General features: G+C 40.8%; 25 protein-coding genes, 1 riboswitch and 1 other annotated feature. Of the genes, 18 read left to right on the top strand and 7 right to left on the bottom strand.

Annotation, left to right across the window (positions count from 1 at the left end):
• Positions 1–29 precede the first annotated feature (29 nt).
• Positions 30–272, top strand: a complete 243-nt coding sequence (locus tag NST57_RS14825) for a DUF2584 domain-containing protein (protein WP_017358362.1) — start codon at positions 30–32, stop codon at positions 270–272.
• 39 nt (positions 273–311) lie between these two features.
• Here NST57_RS14825 and pckA read toward each other — a convergent pair whose 3' ends face one another.
• Entirely contained in the window at positions 312–1,898 is a 1,587-nt protein-coding gene (gene pckA / locus NST57_RS14820; protein WP_142155801.1) for a phosphoenolpyruvate carboxykinase (ATP), read from the bottom strand.
• A gap of 226 nt (positions 1,899–2,124) precedes the next feature.
• Positions 2,125–2,259, top strand: a riboswitch (SAM riboswitch).
• 195 nt (positions 2,260–2,454) lie between these two features.
• Here pckA and metK point away from each other — a divergent pair.
• Both metK and asnB read left to right on the top strand, forming a co-directional pair.
• Positions 2,455–3,657: a methionine adenosyltransferase gene (gene metK / locus NST57_RS14815; protein WP_007501907.1), complete on the top strand. Its 1,203-nt coding sequence runs from the start codon at positions 2,455–2,457 to the stop codon at positions 3,655–3,657.
• Positions 3,658–3,805: 148 nt separating this feature from the next.
• Entirely contained in the window at positions 3,806–5,704 is a 1,899-nt protein-coding gene (asnB, locus tag NST57_RS14810) for an asparagine synthase (glutamine-hydrolyzing) (RefSeq protein WP_341298779.1), read from the top strand.
• A 141-nt stretch (positions 5,705–5,845) separates the two neighbouring features.
• Here the strand turns inward: asnB and NST57_RS14805 are convergent, their stop codons facing one another.
• Positions 5,846–6,361, bottom strand: a complete 516-nt coding sequence (locus NST57_RS14805) for a gamma carbonic anhydrase (protein WP_341298778.1) — start codon at positions 6,359–6,361, stop codon at positions 5,846–5,848.
• Positions 6,362–6,406: 45 nt separating this feature from the next.
• Here NST57_RS14805 and NST57_RS14800 point away from each other — a divergent pair, with 45 nt between their 5' ends.
• The 3 genes from NST57_RS14800 to NST57_RS14790 all read left to right on the top strand — a co-directional run bounded on the left by NST57_RS14800 (position 6,407) and on the right by NST57_RS14790 (position 9,312).
• Positions 6,407–7,186: an alpha/beta hydrolase gene (locus NST57_RS14800; protein WP_019743683.1), complete on the top strand. Its 780-nt coding sequence runs from the start codon at positions 6,407–6,409 to the stop codon at positions 7,184–7,186.
• Positions 7,187–7,215: 29 nt separating this feature from the next.
• Complete coding sequence (locus NST57_RS14795; RefSeq protein WP_142155798.1) at positions 7,216–8,295, top strand: DUF2600 family protein; 1,080 nt, start codon at positions 7,216–7,218, stop codon at positions 8,293–8,295.
• Positions 8,296–8,535: 240 nt separating this feature from the next.
• Positions 8,536–9,312 (top strand): sporulation protein, encoded by a 777-nt coding sequence (locus tag NST57_RS14790; protein WP_142155797.1) that lies wholly within the window; start codon positions 8,536–8,538, stop codon positions 9,310–9,312.
• Between the two features lie 138 nt (positions 9,313–9,450).
• Here NST57_RS14790 and NST57_RS14785 read toward each other — a convergent pair whose 3' ends face one another.
• From NST57_RS14785 to NST57_RS14775, 3 genes are all read right to left on the bottom strand, one after another.
• Positions 9,451–10,803 carry an IS1182 family transposase gene (locus NST57_RS14785; protein ID WP_341297885.1) on the bottom strand — a complete coding sequence of 451 codons (1,353 nt, stop codon included), beginning with the start codon at positions 10,801–10,803 and terminating at the stop codon, positions 9,451–9,453.
• A 112-nt stretch (positions 10,804–10,915) separates the two neighbouring features.
• Positions 10,916–11,494 carry a tRNA (mnm(5)s(2)U34)-methyltransferase gene (locus tag NST57_RS14780; protein ID WP_341298777.1) on the bottom strand — a complete coding sequence of 193 codons (579 nt, stop codon included), beginning with the start codon at positions 11,492–11,494 and terminating at the stop codon, positions 10,916–10,918.
• Positions 11,491–12,456: a TIGR01212 family radical SAM protein gene (locus tag NST57_RS14775; RefSeq protein ID WP_341298776.1), complete on the bottom strand. Its 966-nt coding sequence runs from the start codon at positions 12,454–12,456 to the stop codon at positions 11,491–11,493. Before NST57_RS14775 ends, NST57_RS14780 begins: the two co-directional genes overlap by 4 nt.
• A 152-nt stretch (positions 12,457–12,608) precedes the next feature.
• Here NST57_RS14775 and NST57_RS14770 point away from each other — a divergent pair, with 152 nt between their 5' ends.
• From NST57_RS14770 to NST57_RS14740, 7 genes are all read left to right on the top strand, one after another.
• Positions 12,609–12,884, top strand: a complete 276-nt coding sequence (locus NST57_RS14770; RefSeq protein ID WP_008361717.1) for a YtzC family protein — start codon at positions 12,609–12,611, stop codon at positions 12,882–12,884.
• Positions 12,885–13,025: 141 nt separating this feature from the next.
• Positions 13,026–13,205 carry a hypothetical protein gene (locus NST57_RS14765; protein WP_142155795.1) on the top strand — a complete coding sequence of 60 codons (180 nt, stop codon included), beginning with the start codon at positions 13,026–13,028 and terminating at the stop codon, positions 13,203–13,205.
• Positions 13,206–13,222: 17 nt separating this feature from the next.
• Positions 13,223–13,615 (top strand): GntR family transcriptional regulator, encoded by a 393-nt coding sequence (locus tag NST57_RS14760; RefSeq protein WP_017358353.1) that lies wholly within the window; start codon positions 13,223–13,225, stop codon positions 13,613–13,615.
• Positions 13,608–14,486: an ATP-binding cassette domain-containing protein gene (locus tag NST57_RS14755; protein WP_142155794.1), complete on the top strand. Its 879-nt coding sequence runs from the start codon at positions 13,608–13,610 to the stop codon at positions 14,484–14,486. The genes NST57_RS14760 and NST57_RS14755 overlap by 8 nt, the downstream gene beginning before the upstream one ends.
• Complete coding sequence (locus tag NST57_RS14750) at positions 14,480–15,475, top strand: ABC transporter ATP-binding protein (RefSeq protein WP_142155793.1); 996 nt, start codon at positions 14,480–14,482, stop codon at positions 15,473–15,475. The genes NST57_RS14755 and NST57_RS14750 overlap by 7 nt, the downstream gene beginning before the upstream one ends.
• A gap of 21 nt (positions 15,476–15,496) precedes the next feature.
• Entirely contained in the window at positions 15,497–16,195 is a 699-nt protein-coding gene (locus NST57_RS14745) for an ABC transporter ATP-binding protein (protein ID WP_019743693.1), read from the top strand.
• Positions 16,185–17,495 carry an ABC transporter permease gene (locus NST57_RS14740; protein ID WP_341298775.1) on the top strand — a complete coding sequence of 437 codons (1,311 nt, stop codon included), beginning with the start codon at positions 16,185–16,187 and terminating at the stop codon, positions 17,493–17,495. The genes NST57_RS14745 and NST57_RS14740 overlap by 11 nt, the downstream gene beginning before the upstream one ends.
• Positions 17,496–17,555: 60 nt before the next feature.
• On the opposite strand, the gene NST57_RS14735 is transcribed toward NST57_RS14740, so the two are convergent.
• Positions 17,556–18,254 (bottom strand): sunset domain-containing protein, encoded by a 699-nt coding sequence (locus tag NST57_RS14735; protein WP_142155791.1) that lies wholly within the window; start codon positions 18,252–18,254, stop codon positions 17,556–17,558.
• A gap of 282 nt (positions 18,255–18,536) precedes the next feature.
• Positions 18,537–19,340, bottom strand: a complete 804-nt coding sequence (locus tag NST57_RS14730; protein ID WP_142155790.1) for a PAS domain-containing protein — start codon at positions 19,338–19,340, stop codon at positions 18,537–18,539.
• 425 nt (positions 19,341–19,765) lie between these two features.
• Between NST57_RS14730 and NST57_RS14725 the strand changes: the two genes are divergently transcribed.
• The 5 genes from NST57_RS14725 to NST57_RS14705 all read left to right on the top strand — a co-directional run bounded on the left by NST57_RS14725 (position 19,766) and on the right by NST57_RS14705 (position 25,848).
• Positions 19,766–20,095 (top strand): DUF4257 domain-containing protein, encoded by a 330-nt coding sequence (locus NST57_RS14725; protein WP_008343006.1) that lies wholly within the window; start codon positions 19,766–19,768, stop codon positions 20,093–20,095.
• Between the two features lie 102 nt (positions 20,096–20,197).
• Positions 20,198–20,419, top strand: a binding site (T-box leader).
• Between the two features lie 97 nt (positions 20,420–20,516).
• Complete coding sequence (gene leuS / locus NST57_RS14720; protein WP_050827595.1) at positions 20,517–22,931, top strand: leucine--tRNA ligase; 2,415 nt, start codon at positions 20,517–20,519, stop codon at positions 22,929–22,931.
• 130 nt (positions 22,932–23,061) lie between these two features.
• On the top strand, positions 23,062–23,964 hold the full coding sequence (locus NST57_RS14715) for a dienelactone hydrolase family protein (protein WP_017367887.1): 903 nt from the start codon (positions 23,062–23,064) through the stop codon (positions 23,962–23,964).
• Between the two features lie 52 nt (positions 23,965–24,016).
• Positions 24,017–24,769, top strand: coding sequence for an NAD-dependent epimerase/dehydratase family protein (locus NST57_RS14710; RefSeq protein WP_142155789.1), 753 nt, complete (start codon positions 24,017–24,019; stop codon positions 24,767–24,769).
• A 218-nt stretch (positions 24,770–24,987) separates the two neighbouring features.
• Positions 24,988–25,848, top strand: coding sequence for a carbohydrate ABC transporter permease (locus tag NST57_RS14705; protein WP_098680761.1), 861 nt, complete (start codon positions 24,988–24,990; stop codon positions 25,846–25,848).
• Positions 25,849–25,862: the final 14 nt, after the last annotated feature.

The following is a 25,862-nucleotide window of genomic DNA, read 5'->3' as shown; positions in this document are numbered from 1 at the left end:
GACATATAGAAAGTAGGGGGATTTTCATTATGGGAATGCCTGTTGAATTTAATACAATGATTGTCACAAAAGGAAAAGAGACAAGAATTGAAGAAAATGTGTTTGAGCTCATGAAGGAAGGGTACCGCATTTATCCATTAAATATTCCGCTTGAGGTGCGTAAAACGAAAGACGGAGAAAAAACAGGAACAGCACATGTTGAAAAGCTGGAGCTCACAGACAATATCACGAAGGTGACATACCGTCTTGTGTCATTGCATTCAACGAACTAAAAAAGCTGAGGGATTCATTCCCTCAGCTTTTCCTTTTGATTAGACGAGTGGTCCGCCTTTTGCTTCAATATCACTTGCTGCATGGCTGAATTTTTTGAAGTTCTTTTTAAATTCATTTGCAAGGAAGTTTGCTTTTTCTTTGTAAGCCTCTTGATCGTCCCATGTTTTAGCAGGCTGAAGCACTTCATCTGGCACTCCTGGAATATGAAGTGGGATGTGTAATCCGAAGATGTCGTCCGTGATCATTTCAGCGTTATCAAGATCACCTTCGATCGCCGCCTGCACCATTGCTCTTGTATGAGCAAGATTCATTCGTTTGCCCGTACCGTAGCCGCCGCCAGTCCAGCCTGTATTCACAAGGAATACTTTTGCGCCGTGCTCATCGATTTTTTTACCAAGCATTTCAGCATAGACATGAGCAGGAAGTGGCAAGAATGGTGAACCGAAGCAAGTAGAGAATGTTGTTTCTGGTGACGTCACACCACGCTCAGTTCCAGCTAATTTACTTGTGTAACCGCTCAAGAAGTGGTACATGGCCTGTTCTTTCGTTAAACGGCTGATAGGAGGTAAAACGCCGAATGCATCAGCTGTTAAAAAGACGATAGCAGATGGGTGACCTGCAATACTTGGTTTCACGATGTTATCAATCATTTCGATTGGGTAAGCGGCACGTGTATTTTCAGTAAAGAATGTGTCATCATAATCTGCTTCACGTGTTTCTTCATCAAGTACTACATTTTCAAGCACTGATCCGAAGCTGATGGCTTTGTAAATTTGTGGTTCTTTTTCTTCACTTAAGTTCACACATTTTGCATAGCATCCACCTTCAATATTGAAGACACCCGTGTTAGACCAGCCGTGCTCATCGTCTCCAATCAGCTTGCGGCTTGCACTTGCAGAAAGGGTTGTTTTTCCAGTACCTGAAAGGCCGAAAAATAAAGCAACATCGCCTTCTTGACCGACGTTAGCAGAGCAGTGCATAGATAAAATATCTTGTTCAGGAAGCAGGTAGTTCATGACAGAGAAAATGGATTTTTTCATCTCTCCTGCATATTCTGTTCCACCGATCAGAATCGTACGTTTTTCAAAAGAAACGATAATAAACGTTTCAGAGTTTGTGCCATCTGTTTCAGGATCTGCTTTAAAGTGAGGTGCAGATAAGATGGTGAAAGGTTTTTCGTTTGATGATGGTGTTGATCCATCAGGTCTGATGAATAGCTGCTTTGCAAAGAGATTGTGCCAAGCGAATTCATTTACAACTTTAATTGGCATACGGTATTTTTCGTCAGCACCTGCAAAACCATCAAAGACAAATAGTTCATCACGTTCTTTTAAGTATGACACAACCTTTGTATATAAACGATCAAATGCCTCTTTTGAGATCGGCTGATTGACTTGACCCCAATCAATTTGATGTTCAGAGTTTTCTTCTTTTACGATGAATTTATCTTTAGGCGAACGTCCAGTGTAGGCACCCGTTGTGGCGCGAACAGCACCAGTTGAAGTTAAAACGCCTTCATTACGTGCCAAAATCTTTTCAACAAGTTTCGGAACAGATAAATTTTGGTGCGTATTTTCTAATGAGAGCAATGACTGCAAATCTTCTTTTAAATCCACTGAGTTCATAAAAAACCCTTCCTTTACCGTTGAATTTGTTTGTTTTGATTAGTATAACACATTGATAATAATAGTCTATACTATTTAAGTATTTTTGTGTGTGTTTTTTCATTTCTGCTATGAAAATATGCTTTTTGGTGATGCTAATGATGAGGTGAAAAAAGAGGGGAGATAATTCCTATGAACCATTGACATGACGCAAGGATTTAAGATAAGATATCTTATTGAACGGATACTCTTATCCCGAGTTGGTGGAGGGACAGGCCCGATGAAGCCCAGCAACCGGTTTCTTATGAAAAAGGCATGAATATGCTGAGAAACCAAGGTGCTAACCTGATGCAAGGTACAAGAACACCTTGAGCGATAAGAGTGAAAGGCATGCGATCTCAGACCCTTTCCTCGCAATGAAGGAAATGGTTTTTTTATTTTTGGGATATCATATGAACAAATTGCCAATAACATCTCTAATATAAACATATTGAAATATAAGAGGGAACGAGTTCCGTATCATATTGGAGGCCTCATCTTGGGATGATGTGGTCTTGTACAGGAGGAAATAGCCATTATGAGTCAAAATCGTCGTTTATTTACTTCAGAATCAGTGACCGAAGGACATCCAGATAAAATCTGTGATCAAATTTCAGACAGCATTTTGGATGAAATTTTAAAGAAAGATCCAAATGCACGTGTTGCCTGTGAAACTTCTGTAACAACCGGTCTCGTATTAGTAAGCGGTGAGATTACAACGTCTACTTATGTCGACATTCCAAAGACGGTGCGTGACACGATTAAGGAAATTGGCTACACACGTGCGAAATATGGTTTTGATGCGGAAACATGTGCGGTTCTTACATCAATTGATGAACAGTCTGCCGATATTGCGCAAGGTGTAGACAAAGCGCTTGAAGCACGTGAAGGAACAATGACTGAAGAAGAAATTGATGCGATCGGTGCAGGTGACCAAGGTCTTATGTTTGGTTTTGCAAACAACGAAACTGAAGAGCTTATGCCGCTGCCGATTTCTCTTGCGCATAAATTATCTCGCCGTTTAACAGAAGTACGCAAGAATGAAACACTTGCATATCTTCGTCCAGACGGAAAAACTCAAGTAACAGTTGAATATGATGAACAAAACAAACCAGTTCGTATTGATACGGTGGTTATTTCTACACAGCATGCACCAGAAGTGACGCTTGAACAAATTCAAAGCGACTTAAAAGAGCATGTCATCCGCCCTGTCGTTCCAAGTGAACTGATCGATGAGGAAACCAAATACTTCATCAACCCAACAGGCCGCTTTGTCATCGGTGGACCTCAAGGGGATGCTGGTTTAACTGGACGTAAAATCATCGTTGACACTTATGGCGGGTATGCTCGTCACGGCGGCGGTGCTTTCTCTGGTAAGGATGCAACGAAGGTTGACCGTTCTGCAGCATATGCGGCTCGCTATGTAGCGAAAAACATCGTAGCAGCTGGTCTTGCAGATTCTTGTGAAGTACAGCTTGCTTATGCAATTGGTGTTGCACAGCCCGTCTCTATTTCAATTGATACATTTGGAACAGGAAAAGCATCTGAAGAGAAATTAATTGAAGTGGTACGTGCAAACTTTGATCTTCGTCCAGCCGGCATTATTAAAATGCTTGACTTACGTCGTCCGATCTATAAACAAACCGCTGCATACGGACACTTTGGACGTCATGACTTAGATCTTCCATGGGAAAAAACCGATAAAGCCGACACGCTTCGCAAGGAAGCATTAGGACAATAACAACATACAAAACCGCTTATTTTAAGCGGTTTTCCTTTTGATTAAAAAAAATTCTACAAAAAGCATAAAAATGTGAAACAAAATTGGACAAAATACGGTCTAATTATAGGTCTACTTTTAAGAAATAACATAACGTGGAGGCAATAATATGTGTGGGTTTGTTGGTGTATTTAATCACCGTCCATTGTCCGAAACTACTGAGCAGGAAGAGTTAATTAAGCAAATGAATCGTCTCATCGTTCATCGAGGTCCGGATGATGAGGGGTACTTTCATGATGAGCATGTAGGATTTGGATTTAGACGTTTAAGTATTATAGATGTTGAACACGGAAAGCAGCCGCTTTCTTATGAAGATGAAAAATATTGGATTATTTTCAACGGGGAAATTTATAACTATGTGGAGCTGAAAGAAGAGCTTGTGAAAAAAGGCTATACGTTCAGCACAGATTCTGATACGGAAGTCCTTCTTGCCACATATGGTCACTATAAAGAAGAAGCGGCATCGAAGCTTCGCGGCATGTTTTCTTTTTTAATTTGGGATAAAGAAGCGCAGTTATTATATGGCGCAAGAGATCCTTTCGGCATTAAACCGCTCTATTTTACACAAATGGATGACCAAGTGTACTTTGCTTCTGAACGCAAAAGCTTAATGGCTGTGAATGAGAACATTTTATTTGATGAGACTGCTTTGCAGCAGTACATGTCTTTTCAGTTCGTTCCTGAGCCAAATACACTTGATCAAAAAGTGCACAAAGTCGAGCCAGGTCATCAGTTTACACTGCGTCCAGGCCAAGACATTGCATTTAAGACTTACTGGAAAGTTCAATTCAAACCTGAACAAACACAAGAGCAGAAATTAGTAGAAGAAGTACGTGATGCTATCTATGATTCTGTAAAAGTCCACATGAGAAGTGATGTGCCTGTTGGTTCATTCCTATCAGGCGGGATCGATTCTTCTTTCATCGTGTCGGTCGCAAAGGAATTTCACCCTGAACTGAAAACATTCTCTGTTGGCTTCCAGCAGGATGGATTCAGTGAGGTAGATGTAGCAAAAGAAACAGCTGATAAGCTGGGATTGCAAAACTTTAGTGCTGTGATTTCTCCTGAGGAATATATGAATGAGCTTCCAAAGATCGTCTGGCATTTAGATGATCCTTTGGCTGATCCAGCGGCGATTCCATTGTATTTCGTGGCAAAAGAAGCAAAAAAACAAGTCACAGTTGTTCTTTCAGGTGAGGGAGCAGACGAGCTGTTCGGTGGATATAATATTTACCGTGAGCCGCTGTCTCTAAAGCCTTTTGAATCTGTACCATCCATGCTGAAAAAGCTTCTTCTTCGTCTGGCTCGATTAATGCCAGAAGGAATGAAAGGGAAGAGCTTTATCGTTCGCGGCTGTACGCCATTAGAGGAACGTTATATCGGCAATGCGAAAATCTTTGAAGAGCCAGTGAAGAAAAATCTCTTAAAGCAGTATGATCCGAACATCACGTATCGTGACGTGACGAAAACATACTTCGAGGAAAGTGCAGGCTACAGTGATATTAACAAAATGCAATATGTTGATATCCATACGTGGATGCGCGGGGATATCCTGCTTAAAGCAGATAAGATGACAATGGCGAATTCTCTTGAGCTTCGTGTTCCATTCCTTGATAAGGTCGTATTTGAAGCAGCTTCTAAAATTCCAGAAGAGCTGAAAACGAAAGACGGCACAACGAAATATTTATTGCGTAAAGCAGCAGAAGGCATTGTACCGGACCATGTGTTAAACCGTAAAAAACTAGGTTTCCCTGTTCCAATTCGTCATTGGCTGAAAAATGAGATGAACGCTTGGGCGAAAGATATCATTAAAAACAGTCAGACAGATGAATACATTAACAAGGCATATGTTCTTGATTTATTAAATGATCATTGTGCTGGAAAAGCCGATCATAGCCGTAAGATTTGGACTGTCCTGATCTTTATGATCTGGCATAGCATCTATGTAGAGCGCAGCATTGATCCAGAGCAGTTGAATCACCAGCCGAAAGAAGTTATTTTTAGCTAATGAAAAAGGTTTTCAGCTTTGTGCTGAAAACCTTTTTTGTCATGATAGAAAGTGGTGGATAAGGGTAAAATAACAAGCGGTACACAGTTATTGCTTAATATCCTGAAAAAAACATGATAAAGTGAAGATACACGTATGATGTTAACGCGATAAAAGGGAACGATAGTATTGTCCTTTTCCTACATATTCTCTGCGGATACGATCCATGTCTTGAATATCTTCATCTGTTAACTGGCGAACGACCTTGGCTGGACGGCCAAAAGCGAGGGAGCCTTTTGGGATGACTTTTCCTTGTGGGACAAGGCTGCCTGCACCAATAAAGGCGCCTTCACCAATTTCCGCCCCATCGAGAATGATGGATCCCATGCCGATGAGTGCATTTTTTCGAATGATAGAGCTATGTAATGTGACTTGGTGTCCAATGGTAGCACCATCTTCAATAAGAAGTGTTTTTCCAGGACTTTGATGCAGACAGGATAAGTCTTGAATGTTGACGTTTTTTCCAATTCTGACAGGAGCTACATCGCCTCTAATGACCGTTTGGAACCAAACGCTTGAATATTCTCCAATTGTGACATCACCTGTAATGGTGGCGTTTTCTGCAACAAAGACCGATTCATGAATCTCAGGTGTAAACTGATGATATGGATAAATCACTTTTTCGACTTCCTTTCTTAATACAACATTTGTGAGGTGTTTACTTTGTGGACTTGGCATGCTGAAAGACCGGTTGGTACAATTGTAATTGTACATGGTGCTAGTGAATATCATGGCCGATATAAATGGCTGATCGAAATGTGGCGAAATGCAGGCTATCACGTCGTCATGGGTGACCTGCCTGGGCAAGGGACATCAACACGTGCGAGAGGCCACATTCGTTCTTTTCAAGAATACATTGATACAGTCGATGAATGGATTGAACATGCGAAGTCGTTCAGACTTCCGACATTTTTACTTGGACATAGTATGGGGGGACTGATTTCGATTGAATGGTTCAAGCAGTATACCCATACGAAGATTGATGGCCTTATTTTATCATCACCTTGTTTAGGTCTGCAATTTAAACCGAAGAAGCTGATGGATTTTGCGTCAAAAGGGCTAAATGTGCTGGCGCCGTCTTTTAAAGTCGAATCCGGGCTGTCAATCGAACTTGCCACACGGAATCAAGATGTAATTGAGGCAGATTCGAATGATTCGCTTTATGTGACGAAGGTGTCGGTTCGCTGGTATCGAGAACTGGTGAAAAATATCGATGCGGCGATGCAGCCTACGAATGTCTTTCGGTCGATTCCGCTCCTGCTCATGCAGGCAGGCGATGACAAGATTGTAGATAAAACAAGAGTCATGAAATGGTTCAATGGCATTGAATCAACCAATAAATCATACCGTGAATGGGAAGGGCTTTATCATGAAATTTTTAATGAGCCCGAACGGGAAGATGTGTTTAAGGCGGCAAGAGCCTTTACTGATCAATATATTTGATTGTGAGCTTAAGTTGGGGGTGGATTGATTTGTCAGTACCAGAACGTCCTTTTGCACTGATGACGAAGGTGTATAAAGATATTTTTCCGCTAGTTCATCAGGAGCTAAAAAAGTGGCGGGCTCATGCAGAAATGATTGAAAATGAAGAACTGAGAACGCAGGCACTAGCGAGCATATCCAGTAAAACCTTTCACTGTGAAGGCGGGGGAATTTTATCTCTTCTTGCAGGTGAAGCGAAGGAAACGTGTATTGAATTCATTGTGGCGTACCAAACAATTAGCGATTACTTAGATAACTTGTGTGACCGCAGTACATCACTTGATCCAAAGGATTTTCATATGCTGCATCAGGCGATGAGAGATGCACTCGATATTCATGCGGAGGTTAAGCCGTATTATCAATTCCGTGATGATCAAGAGGATCATGGATATCTGCATGCGCTTGTTAGGACATGCCAAAATGTGTTATCACGTCTAGCGCATTATCCGATCATTCAGCCCTATTTACATACGCTGTGTGATTATTATAGTGATTTACAAGTACATAAGCATGTGGTTCCTCATGAGCGTGAACCTCGATTAGAGTCATGGTTCCGCCAGTATGAAAAGGATTTACCGAAGATGGAGTGGTATGAGTTTTCCGCATGTGCAGGATCAACGCTGGGCATTTTCTGTCTTGTGGCTTATGCACTGCAGCCTGATTTTACAGAGAAGCAGGCGAAGCAAATTTACGAAAGCTATTTCCCTTATATTCAAGGTTTGCACATCTTACTGGACTATTTAATCGACCAAGAAGAGGACAGGCTGGAAGGCGATTTGAATTTTTGCTCGTACTACAACTCTCATCATGAGATGATGGATAGACTTCAGCATTTTATTGAGAAAGCGGATGAACAGTTGAAAGGCATTCCACACGAGAATTTTCACAAACTAATCAATAGAGGGTTACTTGCGGTCTATTTGTCTGATGAAAAAGTGACAGCCCAAAAAGAGATGAACAAGCTGGCAAAGCGGCTGATCAAATCAAGCGGGAAAACATCGTTCTTTTTCTATATCAATGGCAGAGCCTATCGCACCTATCAGAAAATGCCTTGGATGAAATCTTCTTAACGAATAAAATAAGCGCATCAGCTTGTAGAAAACAAAATGGTTTTCTACAAGCTTTTTTGTTTTCTACTGTTTCGCTTTGGGCTATGTACTGTACAGTCCTTTTATGATTACAATCCTCTGATTTGCTGCCGATATTATTCTTAGTGTACGAAAAATAGGAGGAAAGTATTAGTTGAACGAATCGCATCTCCTCCTTATGACGTATATTTGTTGAAAATTTAAAAAAGGGGAAGGTTGAATATGTCGTTTTTTAAAAAGTTTGCAGCAAGTGTAGGAATCGGTGCAGCAAAAGTGGATACAATTTTGGAGAAAGATGCGTATAAACCGGGAGAAGAAGTAAAGGGAACAGTCCATGTGAAGGGCGGAAAAGTGCCTCAAGATATTCGCTATATTGATTTAAAGTTGAAAACATGGTACACCATTGTAAAAGATGATGAAGAGCAGCGAAAACACACAACCATCCATTCTGTCCGAGTGACTGAATCATTCACGATTCAGCCTGCGGAAGCCCAGCAGTTTACATTCTCGTTTCATCTTCCTCTTGATACACCAATGACTGTAGGTAAAGTAGAGGTGGCTGTTGTGACAGACCTTGATATTCAAGGTGGTATTGATAAATTTGATCATGACCGCATATTCGTAAGCGCGCACCCTTGGGTGAATCGTGTGCTTGAAGCTGTTGGAAACTTAGGCTTTCACCTTCATGAAGCAGACTGCGAAGAAGCACCTTATTTCAGGCGCCGCCTTCCCTTTGTTCAAGAATTTGAGTTCATACCGACTTCCGACTATTATCGTCAAATGCTTGATGAGTTAGAGGTGATTTTCTTCATTGATGAAGAGGGGCTAGATATCATTTTTGAAGTCGACCGTAGAGCAAGAGGGCTGCGTGGCTGGCTGGAAGAAATGTATAATGACGGAGAACAGCTTGTACGTGTCCGTTTTACTCAATCAGAGCTTGCAGATGCAGAAGAGCTGGAAGTAGTGCTTGAAGAAATCATTGACCAATACGCTTATTAAATAATAAAACTCAAATCCATTAAGAGGATTTGAGTCAGATTGTAGAGAAACTCATGTTTTTCTACAATCTTTTTTATTTTCACCATCATTATGATAGATGAGATTGAAGGAAAAACATGAAAAAGGCCTCCCACACACCTAGCCTAGCTTTGCTAGGTGTGTGGCAATCTTCTTCATGTTCTGACAGGCAGCTGTTAGAAGCACTTGCTCACTTACATTTTGTTTTCCCCTTAACCGGCAGTAGCGAAGCCCATGCAGTTGTTTTGAATCTGCAAAGCTTCGCTCTATTTTTTCTTTTCTTTTTTTATATAGCTCTTTTCCAGCGGCAGACAGACGATTTTGCCTGATCTTTTCTTTATGTTCCTCCCACACATGTCTTGAGATGAGCTTTTGATGATTTTTAGATCTTGTGCAGTTTTCAAGGAAAGGACACGATGTACATTTTTTAGGATCTGATTTGTAGAACCTATAACCTTTTCGATCAGTGGTGGTATATAAAAGCTTTTCACCATTCGGGCATATGTATTGATCGTGTTCAGAATCATACTGGAATTTCCACTTCTCGAATAATCCTCTTGTTGGATGAAAACGTCTATGTGCGATGACACCAAAAATATGGCGATCAGATAAACCTTTACAGATTGGGGTGGTCAAATAACCAGAATCAAGGGCAACTGCGTCTACTTGGAAACCAAATCGTGCGATTTGGTGATCCAATCGTTCAAGATACGGAACGGAATCATGGACATTACCAGGCGTGACATGGGCATCTGTGATGATATTGTACTTCATATCCGTTGTACGGTGGTCTAGGTAGAAAAAGCCTTCCGGTTTGTTTTCACGATAAAGATATCCACTTTCAGGATCAGTCGTACTTTGACGAATGTCTTTTTCCGTTTTCACCTCCTCTTTTACCTTTAAGGGCTTTTTTCCGTGTGCCACCCGATCTTCTTGGATCGCTTCTTCTAATTCATTTATATAGTTCTGGGTATCTTGTTCAATCGTTTTTCTCGTATATTTATGTTTATTGGCATTGGCTTTAAGATGAGTGGAGTCAGTAAAAAGAACGCGCCCTCCAACCATATCGTGATTGATGGCTTGAAGAACAATTTCATCGAAAATATCTTGAAAAATGGTTGTATCTTTAAATCGAGTACGACGATTCCAGCTAATGGTCGAGTGATGGGGAACGGGGTCATTGATGTTTAATCCTAAGAACCATCTATACGCCATGTTATAGTAGATTTCTTTTTCAAGTTGCCTTTCAGAACGGATACCATACAGGTATCCAATAAACATCATTTTAAACAGAATAAGTGGATCAAGTGAGGGACGACCTTTATTCTCACTATAATATGGTTTTACTTTGTCTATGATAAATGAAAAATCAATGTATTGATCAATTTTACGAAGCAGGTGATCCTCTTCGACCAGTTGATCTAGCAATACAAATTCGGCTTCGTGCTGAGAAGAATTTCTAGTGTGGAACATGAGAAAAACACCTTCCTTTAGTATGCTTTTCTCTATTATAAAATGGGATGGTGGAAAATTTAAGGGAAAAATAAAGCTGTCGAGGTTTTCTCGACAGCCTGACTCAAATCCATTAAGAGGATTTGAGTTTTTTTTCGATGGCTACCACAAAGGGCGGATCGTTTTGAATATTCATGTATTGATAAGAGATCACCTGTACTTCTTCGTGATGGAGTGTTTTGCAATAATCAAGAAGGATGTCCTTCTCTTTTTTTCCTTCGGGATGACCGTGGTAAATCACAAGAACGATCAGACCTCCAGGCTTAAGCCAATCCATGAGTTGTTTGATCGCTTCAATGGTCGTATGGGCCTGAGTCGTGACGGTTTTATCGCCTCCTGGTAAGTACCCAAGATTGAACACTGCACCAGATATGTGACCATAAGCTTCGGCTGGCAGATGCTCAGCAAGTTGTTCATGTCCGTCATGGATCAGGTGAACGTAAGGGTAGTGCTCACCAAGTCTTTTGCTTGTTTGCTCGATGGCTTCCTTCTGTACATCGAATGCGAAAACTTGTCCATCTTTTCCGACAAGGTCAGCTAAATAGCGTGTATCATGACCATTCCCCATCGTTGCATCAATGACAATATCGCCTTTTTGACATGCACGTTCTACCAGTTCTTTACTAAAAGGGAGCATCCGCTTTAAAATCATTTTGTCGCTTCTTCCAATCTGACGAATCGTTTGCCCTGGTAGCTGTTACGTCTTTCAAGCTCAGCATTAATGGCATTTAATACTTCCCACTTGTTTACACTCCACATTGGACCAACCATTAATTCAATCGGACCATCGCCTGTAATACGATGAATAATCATTTCTGGGGGCAGGATCTCCAGTTGGTCACAGACAAGCTGGACATATTCTTCTTGGCTGAGAAACTCTAGTTTGCCTTTCTCATATTGCTTGACCATCGGTGTTCCTTTTAATAGGTGCAGCAGATGAATTTTAATTCCTTGCACATCTAAATCAGCGACAGCTTTTGCTGTTTCCATCATCATATCTCGGTTTTCAAGAGGAAGACCGTTGATGATATGTGAGCAGACCCGAATGCCATGTTTTCGCAGTTTTTCTACACCTTCTACGTAGCATTCATAATCATGGGCACGGTTGATGAGCATCGCTGTCCGCTCATGTACAGTTTGTAGGCCAAGTTCAACCCATAGATACGTCCGTTCGTTTAACTCGGCTAAATATTCCACCACGTCATCTGGAAGACAATCCGGCCTTGTGGCAATCGATAAACCAACCACTCCATCTAAATTCATGACGGTTTCGTACTTTTCTTTTAAAACAGGGAGCGGGGCATGTGTGTTTGTATAGGCCTGAAAATACGCCATGTATTTTCCGTCTTTCCATTTTGTATGCATCCGATCCTTGATTTCATTAAATTGAGTGATGAGATCATCCGCCCGGTTCCCTGCAAAATCACCAGATCCTGCTGCGCTGCAAAATGTGCAGCCTCCGTGTGCGACAGTACCATCACGGTTTGGACAATCAAAGCCACCATCTAAGGCTACTTTAAATACTTTATGACCAAAGTGCTCACGCAAATGATAATTCCATGTGTGATAACGTTTTTCGCTGTTTGAATATAAAAAAGGGTTATGCTGATCCAAGTCAGTAACCTCCTTGCATAATAATAGGCATCCTTAAAGTTTAACAAAAATCACGAAAGAGGACAATTGAATCTGTCCAACATTTTCTTTAGTGAAAAAGCTTTACGTGGGCAAAATAGGCGAGAACGATGATGAAATGGAGGAATGGCAAGATGGCAACAAGAAAATCAATCGATGAATTTGTCCAAAAAAGCACTGAGACTCTCGAATTTGCAAGCGAACAGTTTGATTTGAGCTCTCGCCAAGAACATTATAACGAAGAAGAATTTTCAAAAGCGCAGCTCATGCTAGAGGACGCAGTGAATGAATTAGAAAAGTTAAAAGATGTCGCCAATGATCAGCAAAGAGAACGTTTAGACAGAACGCGTGTACAAATTCAAAGTCTGCAAAACCAAATGATTTTAGGTATTTCATACGATAACGAATGATGAACAGATCCTTCTTTTAAGGGTCTGTTTTTATTTTTTCTAAAGTCCCTTGACTTTTCAATCAAGTGTCTATATTGTATTAAGTGTACTACATCAACTAATACACTACAGACACTTAAACGTGAAGAAAGGTGTTTAACCATGAAAAATGAAAAAAAACCAATCAATTTAAAGTGGATGGTGCTGGCTGTTGCGTTAGCATGTACATTTTTTTTCGTTCTCGTTTTCATTGGTTTTGAAGTTCAAAAAGATTTTATTCCAAATTCGGTCCCTTTAATGCAAGGACATGATCAAGCGATAGGACTGCAAAAGCATGAATGAGAAAAGAGGGAGCCATCATGATTCAAATAGATCCAAGAAGCGCTGCACCAATTTATGAACAAATCATTGAGCAGTTAAAAATTTTGTGCTTAAAAGGCGTGATGAAACCAGGTGACAAACTGCCCTCTGTGAGAGAGCTTGCCACCATTATTATTGCGAATCCAAACACCGTCAGCAAAGCATATAAAGAGCTTGAACGGGAAGGAATTATTGAAACATTAAGAGGCCGTGGAACGTATGTGACAGAAGGTGCACAGTTAAAGCTGAATGAAGGGAAGGTGTTAGAGATGAAGGAGCAATTAAGGCAGCTCATTATTGAAGCCCATTATGCCGGTATTGATATTCATCAACTCAAAGAGTGGCTGGAGGAGATCGGCTCAAGTCTAAAAGGAGGAAACCAAGTTGATTGAGGTCAGAAATGTATCAAAGAAATTAAATGGACGCGAAGTACTCAGCAACGTTTCCTTCAAGATAGGCGAAGGAGAGATCTTTGGTCTGCTTGGCCGGAATGGCTCTGGTAAAACAACACTTCTTCGCTTGATTCAGCAAATTCTTCTTCCAGATGAAGGAGAGATTTATTTTAAAGATGTACTCGTAAAAGACCACCCGTTAGTGAAGCAAAATATTGTGTATATGCCAGTCGTAAATCCCTACTTTGACCGGTACAATTATGGACAGCTTGTGAAGCTGTTAAAACAACTGTATCCAAAGTTTGACGTGACATATGCCAATGAGCTTGTGAACCGGTATGAGATTCCGGAAAAAGTGAAATACCGTGAATTGTCGACAGGTTTAAAGAAACAGCTGTCCCTCATTTTAAGTTTTGCCATCAAACCAGCGGTCATTTTGTTAGATGAGCCGACAGACGGGATTGATGCGGTCACAAGAAATGACGTTCTTCAGCTGATGATTGACGAGGTGGCAGAACGACAAACAACGATTTTAATTACATCTCACCGCTTAGAGGACATTGAGCGCATGTGTAATCGAATCGGGTTTTTGGAAGGAAATCAGCTCACAAGTGTTATGGATTTAGATGAGTTAAAGAATGACTACGTTAAAATCCAGATGGCATTTGAAGAGGATATGAACTTAAGTATTAGAAGAAAAGGCGTTGCGATTTTAGATCAAGCGGGTGTGTTCTATACAGCACTTGTACTCAAAACAGATGAAGAAGCAAAAGAGTATTTGAAATCGCTTGAACCAAAAGTCTGGCATGAACTGCCTGTAAATTTAGAAGAAGTATTCATTGCGAAGTTTGGAGGGAAACGCAGATGGTAAAGCGGCAATTGTTATATAAGGAATGGAAGCAGTCTGAGCTGACTTTCATTTTAGTGATGCTTGCCTCAGTATTTGCGACGCCATTATCCTTTTTAATGGAATACTCATCCTTTCAAACTTGTTTAAACGATCCGACTTGTACACCACTCGATAATTACTTTTATTATGATTTCGGTTCTGATATGTTTATCACCTTTTCATGGACGATGAGTTTAGTTTTTGCAATTACCCAGTTGGGTTTTGAAAGAAATAAAGGGCAAATTGATTTTACTTTATCTTTGCCGTTTAGCAGAACGACCATTTATCACACAAAGTTTTTCCTAGGTGCCGGAATTATCACGCTCGTTCATGTATTGTCATATGTCTTTACTTATATACTCATTTTATGCATTCAACCACAATATACGATTGCGTTTAACAGTGGTTATTTGATTGCACTTGTGTCCACCTTAATGTTTTATAGTTTGTGTCTTGCAGCAGGTGCTTTAACAGGAAGCGCAATTAGTCAAGCCATTGTTACATTCAGTACATCAATTTTACCTTATTTATTAATTTGGCTACCGATGTTTCATTTAGACTATTTATTAAAAACGGATAGAAGTTGGGTTGATATCAGTTATGACTACTTTATTATGCCCATAGCTCCAATTACTTATATAACAGACCGTTTTCAATTTCGAAATTTAGTTGAAAATCCAATTTGGTTTACAGGTGTAGAATTTATCGTGCCAATTGTGATGCTAATCGTATTTTATCTCATTGGTTTGTTCAGTTTTATTAAACATCCAGTTGAACGAAATGGACGATTCTTTGTTTACCCCAAAATGGATAGGCCCATTCAGATATTGGTCATTGCCTTCGGTGTTCTAGGATTTGGCTGGGTTGGATTTTCTTCAGACAACTCCATTTTTGGTTATATCGCTGGCATGTGCATCGGTGGAGCTGTAGGTGCACTGACGAGTTATTTCTTAATCTATCGAAAAAGATAAACAGAGAGCAGGGGAGTAGAGATGATTCAAATTCAATCGTTAGATCATGTGTTTAAAATTGGGAAAAAGGGCAGGGAGAACGAGATTCCTGTGCTCAAAGACATTGACTTGTCTATTAATAGAGGCGATATTGCATGTATCGTCGGACGAAGCGGTTCGGGGAAATCAACTTTACTGAATCTAATATCGGGATATATTACGCCAACAAGCGGACAAATTATCGTTGATGGCACCAATGTGACCGGCTTTAATGAGAAAGAATGGGCAGACTTTCGGTTAGATCATTTTGGCTTTATCTTTCAAAGCTTTCAATTGATCGGGAGTTTAACAACATATGAGAACGTTGAACTTCCGCTCACTTTAAAAGGGGTGAAGCCGTCTGAACGAAAAGTGAAAGTAAAGGAAATGCTGAAACGAGTTGGTCTTGAACATCACGCAGGACATTATCCTAATGAACTGTCAGGTGGACAGCAGCAGCGTGTGAGTATTGCAAGAGCCTTGATCCTTAATCCGTCTATTATTTTAGCGGATGAACCAACAGGCAGTCTGGATTCAGAAACTGAAGGAGAAATTCTAGCCTTTATCCAGCAACTTAATCGTGAAAAAGGAATTACATTTGTCATCATTACACATGACGATGAAGTCGCTTCAATCGCAGACACAACGTTCCAGCTTCATGATGGTGTATTAAAGAAAGGGGATCAGTCCATTGAAATTTAGAGATCAGGTCAAATTCATCAGAAGAAATATGAAGAAAAATAGATTGCGTGTGTTTATGACCATACTTGCAACGACAATGGCATGCTCTTTCTTAATCGTTCTAGCGTCAGTTGGTTTTGGTCTGCAAAAATCGGCTCAAGATGAAATCATGAAACAACAAATTATCACAGAAATTAAAGTGTTAGGCAAGGAAAAAGGTGACGTCAAGGTCGACGATCTAAAGAAATATGATCATGCGAAATCTGTCGTTGCAAGAACGTCAATCATTCCATCGGTTCACGTCGAGCTCGATAATCGCTCAAGTGATACGCAGGCTGTACTGACAGATATGAAAGAAGAAAAAGAGGCAGGCCTTGAACTAGACCGTGGAAAAGTCCCAACATCGGCGAATGAAATTGTGGTTGGGTATCATATGGCAGAACAACTTTGGACGGAAAAAGAACGAAAAGACTATGAAAAAGAAATGAATCAGACATCAAATGGTGAAGATACACCCGAAGAGCCAAAAGGCTATACGAAGGAAATTTTAAACAAAGTCATTCAAATTAAGGTACCAAAACTGAATGAAGAAAATGAAGTGGTGAAAGAAAAGACGTTCGATTTCCGTGTCGTCGGCGTGTTGAAGAAACCGAATTTGGAGTGGCAGCATGATCATAAAATTCTTATTCCGAATGCTTATGAAAAAGAATTTGGTCAAGTGCTCGATCTGTCTCCTGATGCAGGAAATGTCGAAAAAATGACGTCTGTCTATGCTGATAAGTTCGACAATGTCGGTGCGCTCACGGATAAGCTGACAGATGACGGCTATCAAGTCATCTCTGTGACGAATCAGCTTGAAGGAATGGATCTGTTCTTTACAGTCTTTAAAATTGGACTCATCTTTGTCGGATGTATTGCGGTCATTATTTCGGCAATTGGCATTTTCAATACGATGACAATGGCCGTAACAGAGCGGACACAAGAGATTGGGATCATGAAAGCCATTGGTGCGAATCCTTCCATTATTAAGCGAATGTTCCTCATGGAAAGTGCTTATATTGGGGTGATTGGATCGATCATCGGGATCATCATCTCGTACATCATTAGTTTTGCAGTGAATTTAATCATTCCAGCGATTTTGTCTTCCATGTCTGAGGGAGGATCAAGCGATCAATTCTCGATCACCTTCTCCTATATTCCGCTAAGCCTTGTGGTCACTGCAACAGTGATTAGTGCAGGAGTCGCTATTATTTCTGGACTCAACCCAGCACGTAAGGCGACGAAAACGAATGTATTAACAGCATTAAGAAGAGAAATTTAAAGAAGAACCTCCTGTCCCTATAGTGGGGTGACAGGAGGTTTTTTTATCGTCAAAAGATGTCTATTGTTTTGGTGCCCGGTACCCTGCACGCTCAGCTTCTTCTACGGAGCAGAACATTTTGGTCACGTTTTTTGTCCGTGAGTAGTATCTGCTGCTCGGTGTGTGATATATGCCGTTGACACTTCCTTTAATATTACAGGCGGCCGATTCTTTTTTTGTTTCTTTTTGTGACTCATGACCGCCAGTATTCGACCCATCATCTTTAGGAGCAGATCGCTGGGCCGAGGAAGGGGTGTCTTTGCTCACTTTCTGGTTTTCTTTTTTGAGTGTTTCGTTTGTAGAGGTTAGCTTGTCTATTTTTTCTTCAAGCTTATGGATGTTTTTTTCTTGCTGTTTGACTGTTTTCTTTTCGGAGGTGATGTTCTCTAATTTCTTGGCTAGCTTTTCTTTTTCTTTGGTCACGTATTCTAAAGAGGCCGTCAGCGTTTTTTTATCTTCCTTTAGACGAGAAATGTCAGATGCTAATTGTTTTTGCTCTTTGAGCAGCTGTTCAGAAGATGGATCCGCTTGTGCTTTCGTAGCACCTGTGCTGGCATACGGTAATGACATAATAGAAAAAACAAGACCAATGGTCAAAAAAGGATAGAAGAGTTTTTTTGAAAAGATTTGTTGATTTTGGTGTTTAAGTAATAAGAAATTGACGGCATATCCTATGGCGAAACAAATACATAAAAGACCTATGATGAGTAACATCATCATGAGCTGCCCCCCTAAATCGCTATTTACACCTATCATACCGCATTTTTCCATTTTAGGGAGCGGTTCAATTAAAAAACCCCTGTTTATACAGGGTTTTCAGCGTGTAGACAAACCCTCGCATTCGTTGTCAGTCCTGCGCTTCGGTGCTCACGAATGTCAAATTCGCTCCGCTCCGGTACTCGTCCTTCCTAGGGCTGCAAAGGTTTTCTATCACGCTGAAAAGAAGACAAAGGGCTAAAATAAAGTTCATTTTAGCCCTTTGTCAACAATCTGTAACCCTGTTTATACAGGGTTTTCAGCTAATGGCAATCCTTTGATTGCTTCTTTTACCGTTAAATAAGTGATCGTATTCTGGAAGTCTGTATCTAAGTCTTTCATTTTCATCGCAAGCTGTGGTTTGATCCCAGTGATGATGAGTTCAGTTCCAGTTAAGTTCAGCAGGTGATGCAGCTTGAAAATTCGCGCTGCAACGGAATCATTGACATCAATTAAACCAGAAAGATCGACAATTAAATAATCATCCTTTGAATCTTCTAATATACAAGTTAACTTCGCGACGATGGCATCAAAGCGTTCTTCTGATAATTTTCCGATGAGTGGAAGAGCGGAAACACCATTTTTGATTGGGACAATTGGCGTCGACAGAGAGGTGACTTCCTGTAAGGAATCTTCTAGGAGCTGTTCATATTCTTTCTGCTTTGTAATATCCTTTTGAAAGCCAATAAAAAATGTTTTGTCATCTTGTTCAATGTATAGAGGATCTATATTGAGTTCATTCCAAAAAAAAGTACCGTCTTTTTTATAATTTTTGAGCTGTGTGGTAATAGGTGTTTTGTTTTGGATTCCGTGACGTATTAAGGCAAGTTGCTCTTGATTGGTGTCTTTTCCTTGGAGGAATCGACAATTACGTCCAAGAATCTCATCCGGTTTGTATCCAGTCATTTGTGTAAAGCCATGATTCACATAAACGATAGGGTTATCCACTAAAGAAGGGTCTGTAATGACAACACCAATCCGCGCATGATCCAGCGCTTTTTTTATGAGTTCAAGCTGTTTTTGCAAGCCGAAGATGTTCGAGCTGACCATATTACCCTCCTTTGCTGCTACTATCAGACATTTAAAATGGTTTTTTTAAAACCAAATGAATTCCTTTTAAACGTAACATAACATATGTTCTGTTTCAATGATTGCAATCGCTTTGTTAAATTTGTCATCATAGTTTGTCCTCCATTAGAATAGAGTAAGTAAGGAGACTTTCCATTAGAAAAAGAAGGAATCGTTTGAGAATAATGCATAAAATGACAAAAATAGTTAATATGGATTAGGTGAAAATGATTCCAATGCATCAAGATTGTTTTTGGGTCATTCACATATAATGGAAGAAACAAGCTTTTTTTCTTCGTTAGAGAGAATAGACCTTTTACATGGATTATGACGGAACAGCAGAATGGCATTACAGGGGGCTGGACAGCCTGAAGTCGCTTTACTATTCTAAGGGCTTTAGGAAGGTGATGAAAATGCTGCAACAAGTCATTATTGCTTGCGCCATTGGAGGGGTCATGGGCATTCTCGGTCACGTAAAGAAAAAAGGCAGGCTAGAGAAGCCCAGAATGACAAAGAAGTTTATTTATCTAGGGTTTATTGAAGATTGGCTCGTTGGGATGATTGCTGCTACACTGCTTGTCTTATCCTCAAATCCCGAATCTAGTCTGCACTTGATCATCTTATCCATTATTTCAGGTTACGGAGGAGAAGCAGTTCTGCGAAGCTTCGATTTTGTGAGAGAAGAACGTTCACAGGATGCAGGCTCCAACCGTCATAACCGATCTCCACACGAATAATATCCTCACTTTACCCTAGTCTAGGGTACATTCCCATTGTATACAAACCTGCTTGCACTTATGATCATAATTCTATAAAATACTACTTAGATGACGGTTACGATAAGAACAGTGAAGAGGAGTAGTAGGAAAGCAGTATTTGTCTTTAGAGAATTGACGGCTGGTGAAAGTCAATCAAATCTGCTTCTGAACTCGCCTCAGAGTTGCAGTTGCGTTAAAGCTTCTGTCGCATGTCTGCGTTAAAGATATTAAGTGAGCGTATGAACAGTTCATGACGCTAACAAGGGTGGTACCGCGGGAACCAAAAAATCTCTCGTCCCTTTCCAGGGATGAGGGTTTTTTGTTGATTTTAGAAAAATCTGAATTCTTGCAGTGGTCATCTGAGCAGATAAAGCCGTACATATTAAAGGAGGTTTTCACATTGAGTTTTCAGCATCGGGAAATTGAAAAGAAGTGGCAGGATTATTGGCTGACACATAAAACATTCGCCACATCTGACTCGGAAGATAAACCAAAGTTTTATGCGCTAGATATGTTTCCTTATCCATCAGGAGCAGGGCTTCATGTAGGGCATCCTGAAGGATACACAGCAACGGATATTTTATCACGTATGAAACGTATGCAGGGATACGATGTTCTTCATCCAATGGGATGGGACGCATTTGGTCTTCCAGCGGAACAATATGCGCTGGATACAGGAAATGATCCAGCTGCATTTACAGAAGAGAACATTAATAATTTCCGCCGCCAAATTCAATCATTGGGCTTCTCGTATGATTGGGATCGAGAAATTAACACGACAGATCCGAATTATTATAAATGGACACAGTGGATTTTCTTGAAATTGTACGAAAAAGGATTGGCGTATATCGATGAAGTACCAGTGAACTGGTGTCCGGCACTTGGCACAGTCCTTGCAAATGAAGAAGTCATTGATGGGAAAAGTGAGCGCGGAGGGCATCCTGTTGAAAGACGTCCAATGAAGCAATGGATGCTAAAAATTACAGCATATGCGGACAGGCTGTTAGAAGATTTAGAAGACATTGATTGGCCTGAAAGCATCAAAGACATGCAGCGCAACTGGATTGGACGTTCTGAAGGTGCACATGTTCACTTCGAAGTAGAAGGACATGACGAACAGTTTACGGTGTTTACAACACGTCCTGATACACTATTTGGTGCAACATATGCCGTTCTTGCACCAGAGCATGCACTAGTTGAAAAAATTACAACAGCTGCTCAAAAAGAAGCAGTTGAAGCATATATCAAAGAAATTCAATCTAAAAGTGACTTAGAGCGGACAGATCTTGCTAAAACGAAAACAGGCATTTTCACAGGTGCTTATGCCATCAATCCATTAAATGGTGAAAAAATGCCGATCTGGATTGCAGATTACGTGCTGGCTACGTATGGAACAGGGGCGATTATGGCAGTTCCTGCTCATGATGAGCGTGATTATGAATTCGCCAAAACATTCGATCTTCCAATCAAAGAGGTTGTCGAAGGCGGAGACATTGACAAAGAAGCCTACACAGGTGATGGAAAGCACATCAACTCTGATTTCTTAAACGGCTTAGGGAAAGAAGAAGCAATTGAAAAAGCGATTGCATGGCTGGAAGAACATCAAAAAGGTGAAAAGAAAGTCACTTATCGTTTAAGAGACTGGCTGTTCAGCCGTCAGCGTTACTGGGGAGAGCCAATTCCAATTATTCATTGGGAGGACGGAACATCTTCAGCTGTTTCAGAGGAAGAGCTTCCACTAATTTTGCCTAAGACGACTGAGATTAAGCCAAGCGGAACAGGTGAATCACCTTTAGCGAATATTAAAGATTGGGTAGAGGTCGTCGATCCAGTGACAGGTAAAAAAGGACGCCGTGAAACGAATACAATGCCGCAATGGGCAGGTAGCTGCTGGTACTTCTTACGTTATATTGATCCACATAACTCAGAAGAGCTTGCATCGCCTGAAAAGCTGAAGAAATGGCTTCCGGTTGATGTGTATATTGGTGGAGCAGAACATGCTGTGCTTCATCTGCTATATGCACGATTCTGGCATAAATTCTTGTATGATATTGGTGTTGTTCCAACAAAAGAACCGTTCATGAAATTGTTCAACCAAGGAATGATTCTTGGTGAAAATAATGAAAAAATGAGTAAATCAAAAGGGAATGTTGTCAATCCAGATGATATCGTAGAATCTCATGGTGCAGATACATTAAGACTGTATGAAATGTTCATGGGACCTTTAGATGCGTCGATTGCTTGGTCTGAAACAGGTCTTGATGGTGCTCGTCGTTTCCTAGATCGTGTATGGCGTCTGTTTACAAATGAAGATGGCTCCATCAGTGATAAAGTGACAGAGCAATCTGGCGGCGCATTAGAGCGCAGCTACCATGAAACCGTCATGAAGGTAACGGATCATTATGAAGGCTTACGTTTCAATACTGGGATTTCACAATTAATGGTGTTCATCAACGATGCATACAAGGCTGACACACTGCCGAAAGAATATGCAGAAGGCTTTGTGAAACTTCTTTCTCCAATTGCACCGCATGTAGCGGAAGAACTTTGGAACAAACTTGGTCATGAAGGGTCTATTTCTTATGAAGCATGGCCGCAATATGATGAGTCAAAACTTGTCGATGATGAAGTGGAAATTGTCGTACAGCTAAATGGAAAAGTGAAAGCAAAATTAACGGTTCCTGCTGATGCAACAAAAGAGCAGCTAGAAGAGCTTGCGAAAAATGATGCACGGATAAAAGAACAGCTTGAAGGGAAAACAATCCGTAAAGTGATTGCGGTTCCTGGAAAACTTGTCAATATTGTCGCGAACTAATGAACGCACCCATCGGTTGATACCGATGGGTGTTGTTTATTTCCCGGGACATAATTTTGTCGAAAACAAGGTGATTTCTCCATCAATCTCGTATTTAACAAGTTGATCAAGAAAATGAGGAGTGACGTCAATGGAAAAGGAAAGCAAACGTGAACAACTGCTCAGCTTATTAGGGGAAATGCCAGAGCGCCATCGTGTGGAGGCGTATACGTTAAAGATTGAGGAACGTGAATCGTACTTAGTAGAAACACTCATTCTCTCTATTCATGGGGTGGAGGAAGTTCCGGCTTATTTTGTGAAGCCGAAAGATACAGTGAAAAAAAGGCCTGTTGTCTTGTTCCAGCATTCTCATGGTGGGAATTATGTGGATGGGAAAGAAGAGTTATTGAAGGGGGCTCATTATTTGCAAGCGCCTTCATACGCAAAAGAATTCACTTCAAAAGGCTATAGTGTGTTGGCGATTGACCACGCGGGATTTGGTGAAAGAAGGGGCAGAACAGAAAGTGAAATTTTCAAAGAAATGCTGTTAACAGGAAAAGTGATGTGGGGCATGATGCTGTATGAGAGCATGTGTGCAATTGATTATTTGCTGTCCCGCTCTGATGTGCTCCCAGAGCGTTTAGCTGTTTTTGGGATGTCAATGGGCGGTCTTCTTTCATGGTGGACGGCAGCACTTGATGAGAGGGTCAGTGTGTGTGTGGATCTTTGCGCACAGGTTGATCATCACACATTGATTGAAACAAATCATTTAGATAGACACGGTTTTTACTATTATGTACCGAGCTTAGCTAAGCACTTTACAGCAGCTGACATCCAAGAAATGATTTTCCCGAGACCGCATTTAAGCTTAGTTGGAAAGCATGATCAGCTTACACCTGCTGAAGGTGTTGGACGAATTCAACAGACATTAAGTCAAGCCTATCAAGCTGCTTCCTTAAAGGAACGTTATCAGCTTGTAGGTTTACATGCAGGTCATTTTGAAACGGCTGCTATGCGCCACGAGGCTACACGTTTTTTGAAAAAGTGGCTGTAATCAATAGACGGCATGGACATACTACTCCGATAGAAGATGAAGGAGGAAACAGATGAAAAAAATCACCATGATTGGCGGATGTGGTGTTATCGGACGTTTATTAACTAAAGAGCTCTCTTCGGAGTATGACCTGACCATCATTGATCAAACAAGGTGTGTAGAAGAAGTCATCATGGCAGATGCGGCAATTGAAGAGAATTTGTTTCAAGCCATCCCAAGAGATACAGATGTGATCATTCATCTTTTAAACATAGACATGACGCATGATGTGATGAATGAAAAGGAGTTTGCAAAAATGAATGACGTGTTTTGGATAAGCACGTATAATATGTTTCGTTCAGCGGCCAGGTTAAGCATTCCAAAAGTCATTTTTGCAAGCAGTAATCATGTGACAGATCGCTATGAAAAAGATGGGCACTCCTTACTAGGGCGAGAAATTACGACTGATGATGTACCAGCAACGAAAAATGTGTATGGCATTTTAAAATTTGCTTCCGAACAGCTTGGGCGTTTGTTTCACGATCAAACAGGTATGTCTGTCATCAATTTGAGAATTGGAACCGTCGTGACAGATGAGATGGAAGGATTGCACACCAAAAAAAGAACGAAACGAACGCTTCTTTCACATGAAGACCTTTTCGGCATGATCAAGGCTGCCATCGAAACGGACGTTCCATTCGGGACTTATTATGCCGTATCAGAAAACGAAGGAAAACCTTGGTCTAATGAGAAAACGAAGCAGGAGTTAGGCTACAGGCCAGATGTCAATACGGCAGAAATTCTGAAAGAAAATGATCAGGCATAAGGCATAATCATGACATTAGCTGATGATCTTTTTCTTTTCATTGATGAGGCTAAAAGCACGAATGGCATGATCATCTCTGTGGTCTGTCATGATGATTATAGACGCTTTCTTCCCCCGTTTGTTACATTTTAATCACGATATCGTCAAAGGCTGCAGCTTATGTTCAGACGAAATGATAACGCTTACAAAGAAAGGGCGTGATGAACATAGATCGTTCTATTAAAGGCCGATTGTTCAATGTATTTAATTACTCTTTTCTACTCATGTTCGCATTAATATGTGTGCTCCCGTTCATCCATGTCATTGCCGCCTCTTTTGCGACAGTAGAAGAGGTCATCTCAAAGAAGTTTATTTTGTTTCCAACGACGTTTTCTTTAGAGGCCTATCGCTATATCTTTTCTACAGATATTGTGTATCGCAGCCTGATTGTATCCATTCTTGTGACACTCGTTGGAACAGCGGTCAGCATGTTTTTATCCTCACTCATGGCGTATGGGCTGTCTCGTCAGGAGCTAAAGGGCCGAAGAACCCTCATGTTTCTCGTTGTCTTCACGATGCTGTTTAGCGGAGGGATGATTCCGACGTTTATTGTCGTGAAAACACTTGGGCTGCTTGATACTTACTGGTCACTCATTCTGCCAGTGGCCATCAATGCATTCAATTTGATCATTTTGAAAAACTTCTTTCAAAACATTCCGGCAAGCCTTGAAGAATCAGCGAAGATGGACGGCTGTAACGACTTAGGGATCTTCTTTAAAATCGTGTTGCCACTTTCTTTGCCAGCTATTGCGACGATTTCACTTTTTTATGCCGTGACGTATTGGAATACGTACATGACAGCCATTTTATATTTAAACGATTCAGTGAAATGGCCGATTCAGGTCCTGTTAAGACAAATCGTCATTGTATCAAGCGGTATGCAAGGAGATATGTCAGATATGGGCTCATCAACACCGCCGCCAGACCAAACCATTAAAATGGCGGTCATCGTCGTGGCGACCATTCCCGTTCTGCTTGTCTATCCATTTATTCAAAAGCATTTCAACAAAGGGGCATTACTAGGTTCTGTAAAGGGTTAAAAAGATGGAATAAC

Origin of the sequence: Bacillus sp. FSL M8-0077 (assembly GCF_038050255.1) — a bacterium.
Lineage (GTDB): Bacteria > Bacillota > Bacilli > Bacillales > Bacillaceae > Bacillus > Bacillus altitudinis.
The sequence above is the reverse complement of the archived record's forward strand: the minus strand, read 5'-3'. Positions and strand labels throughout refer to the sequence as shown.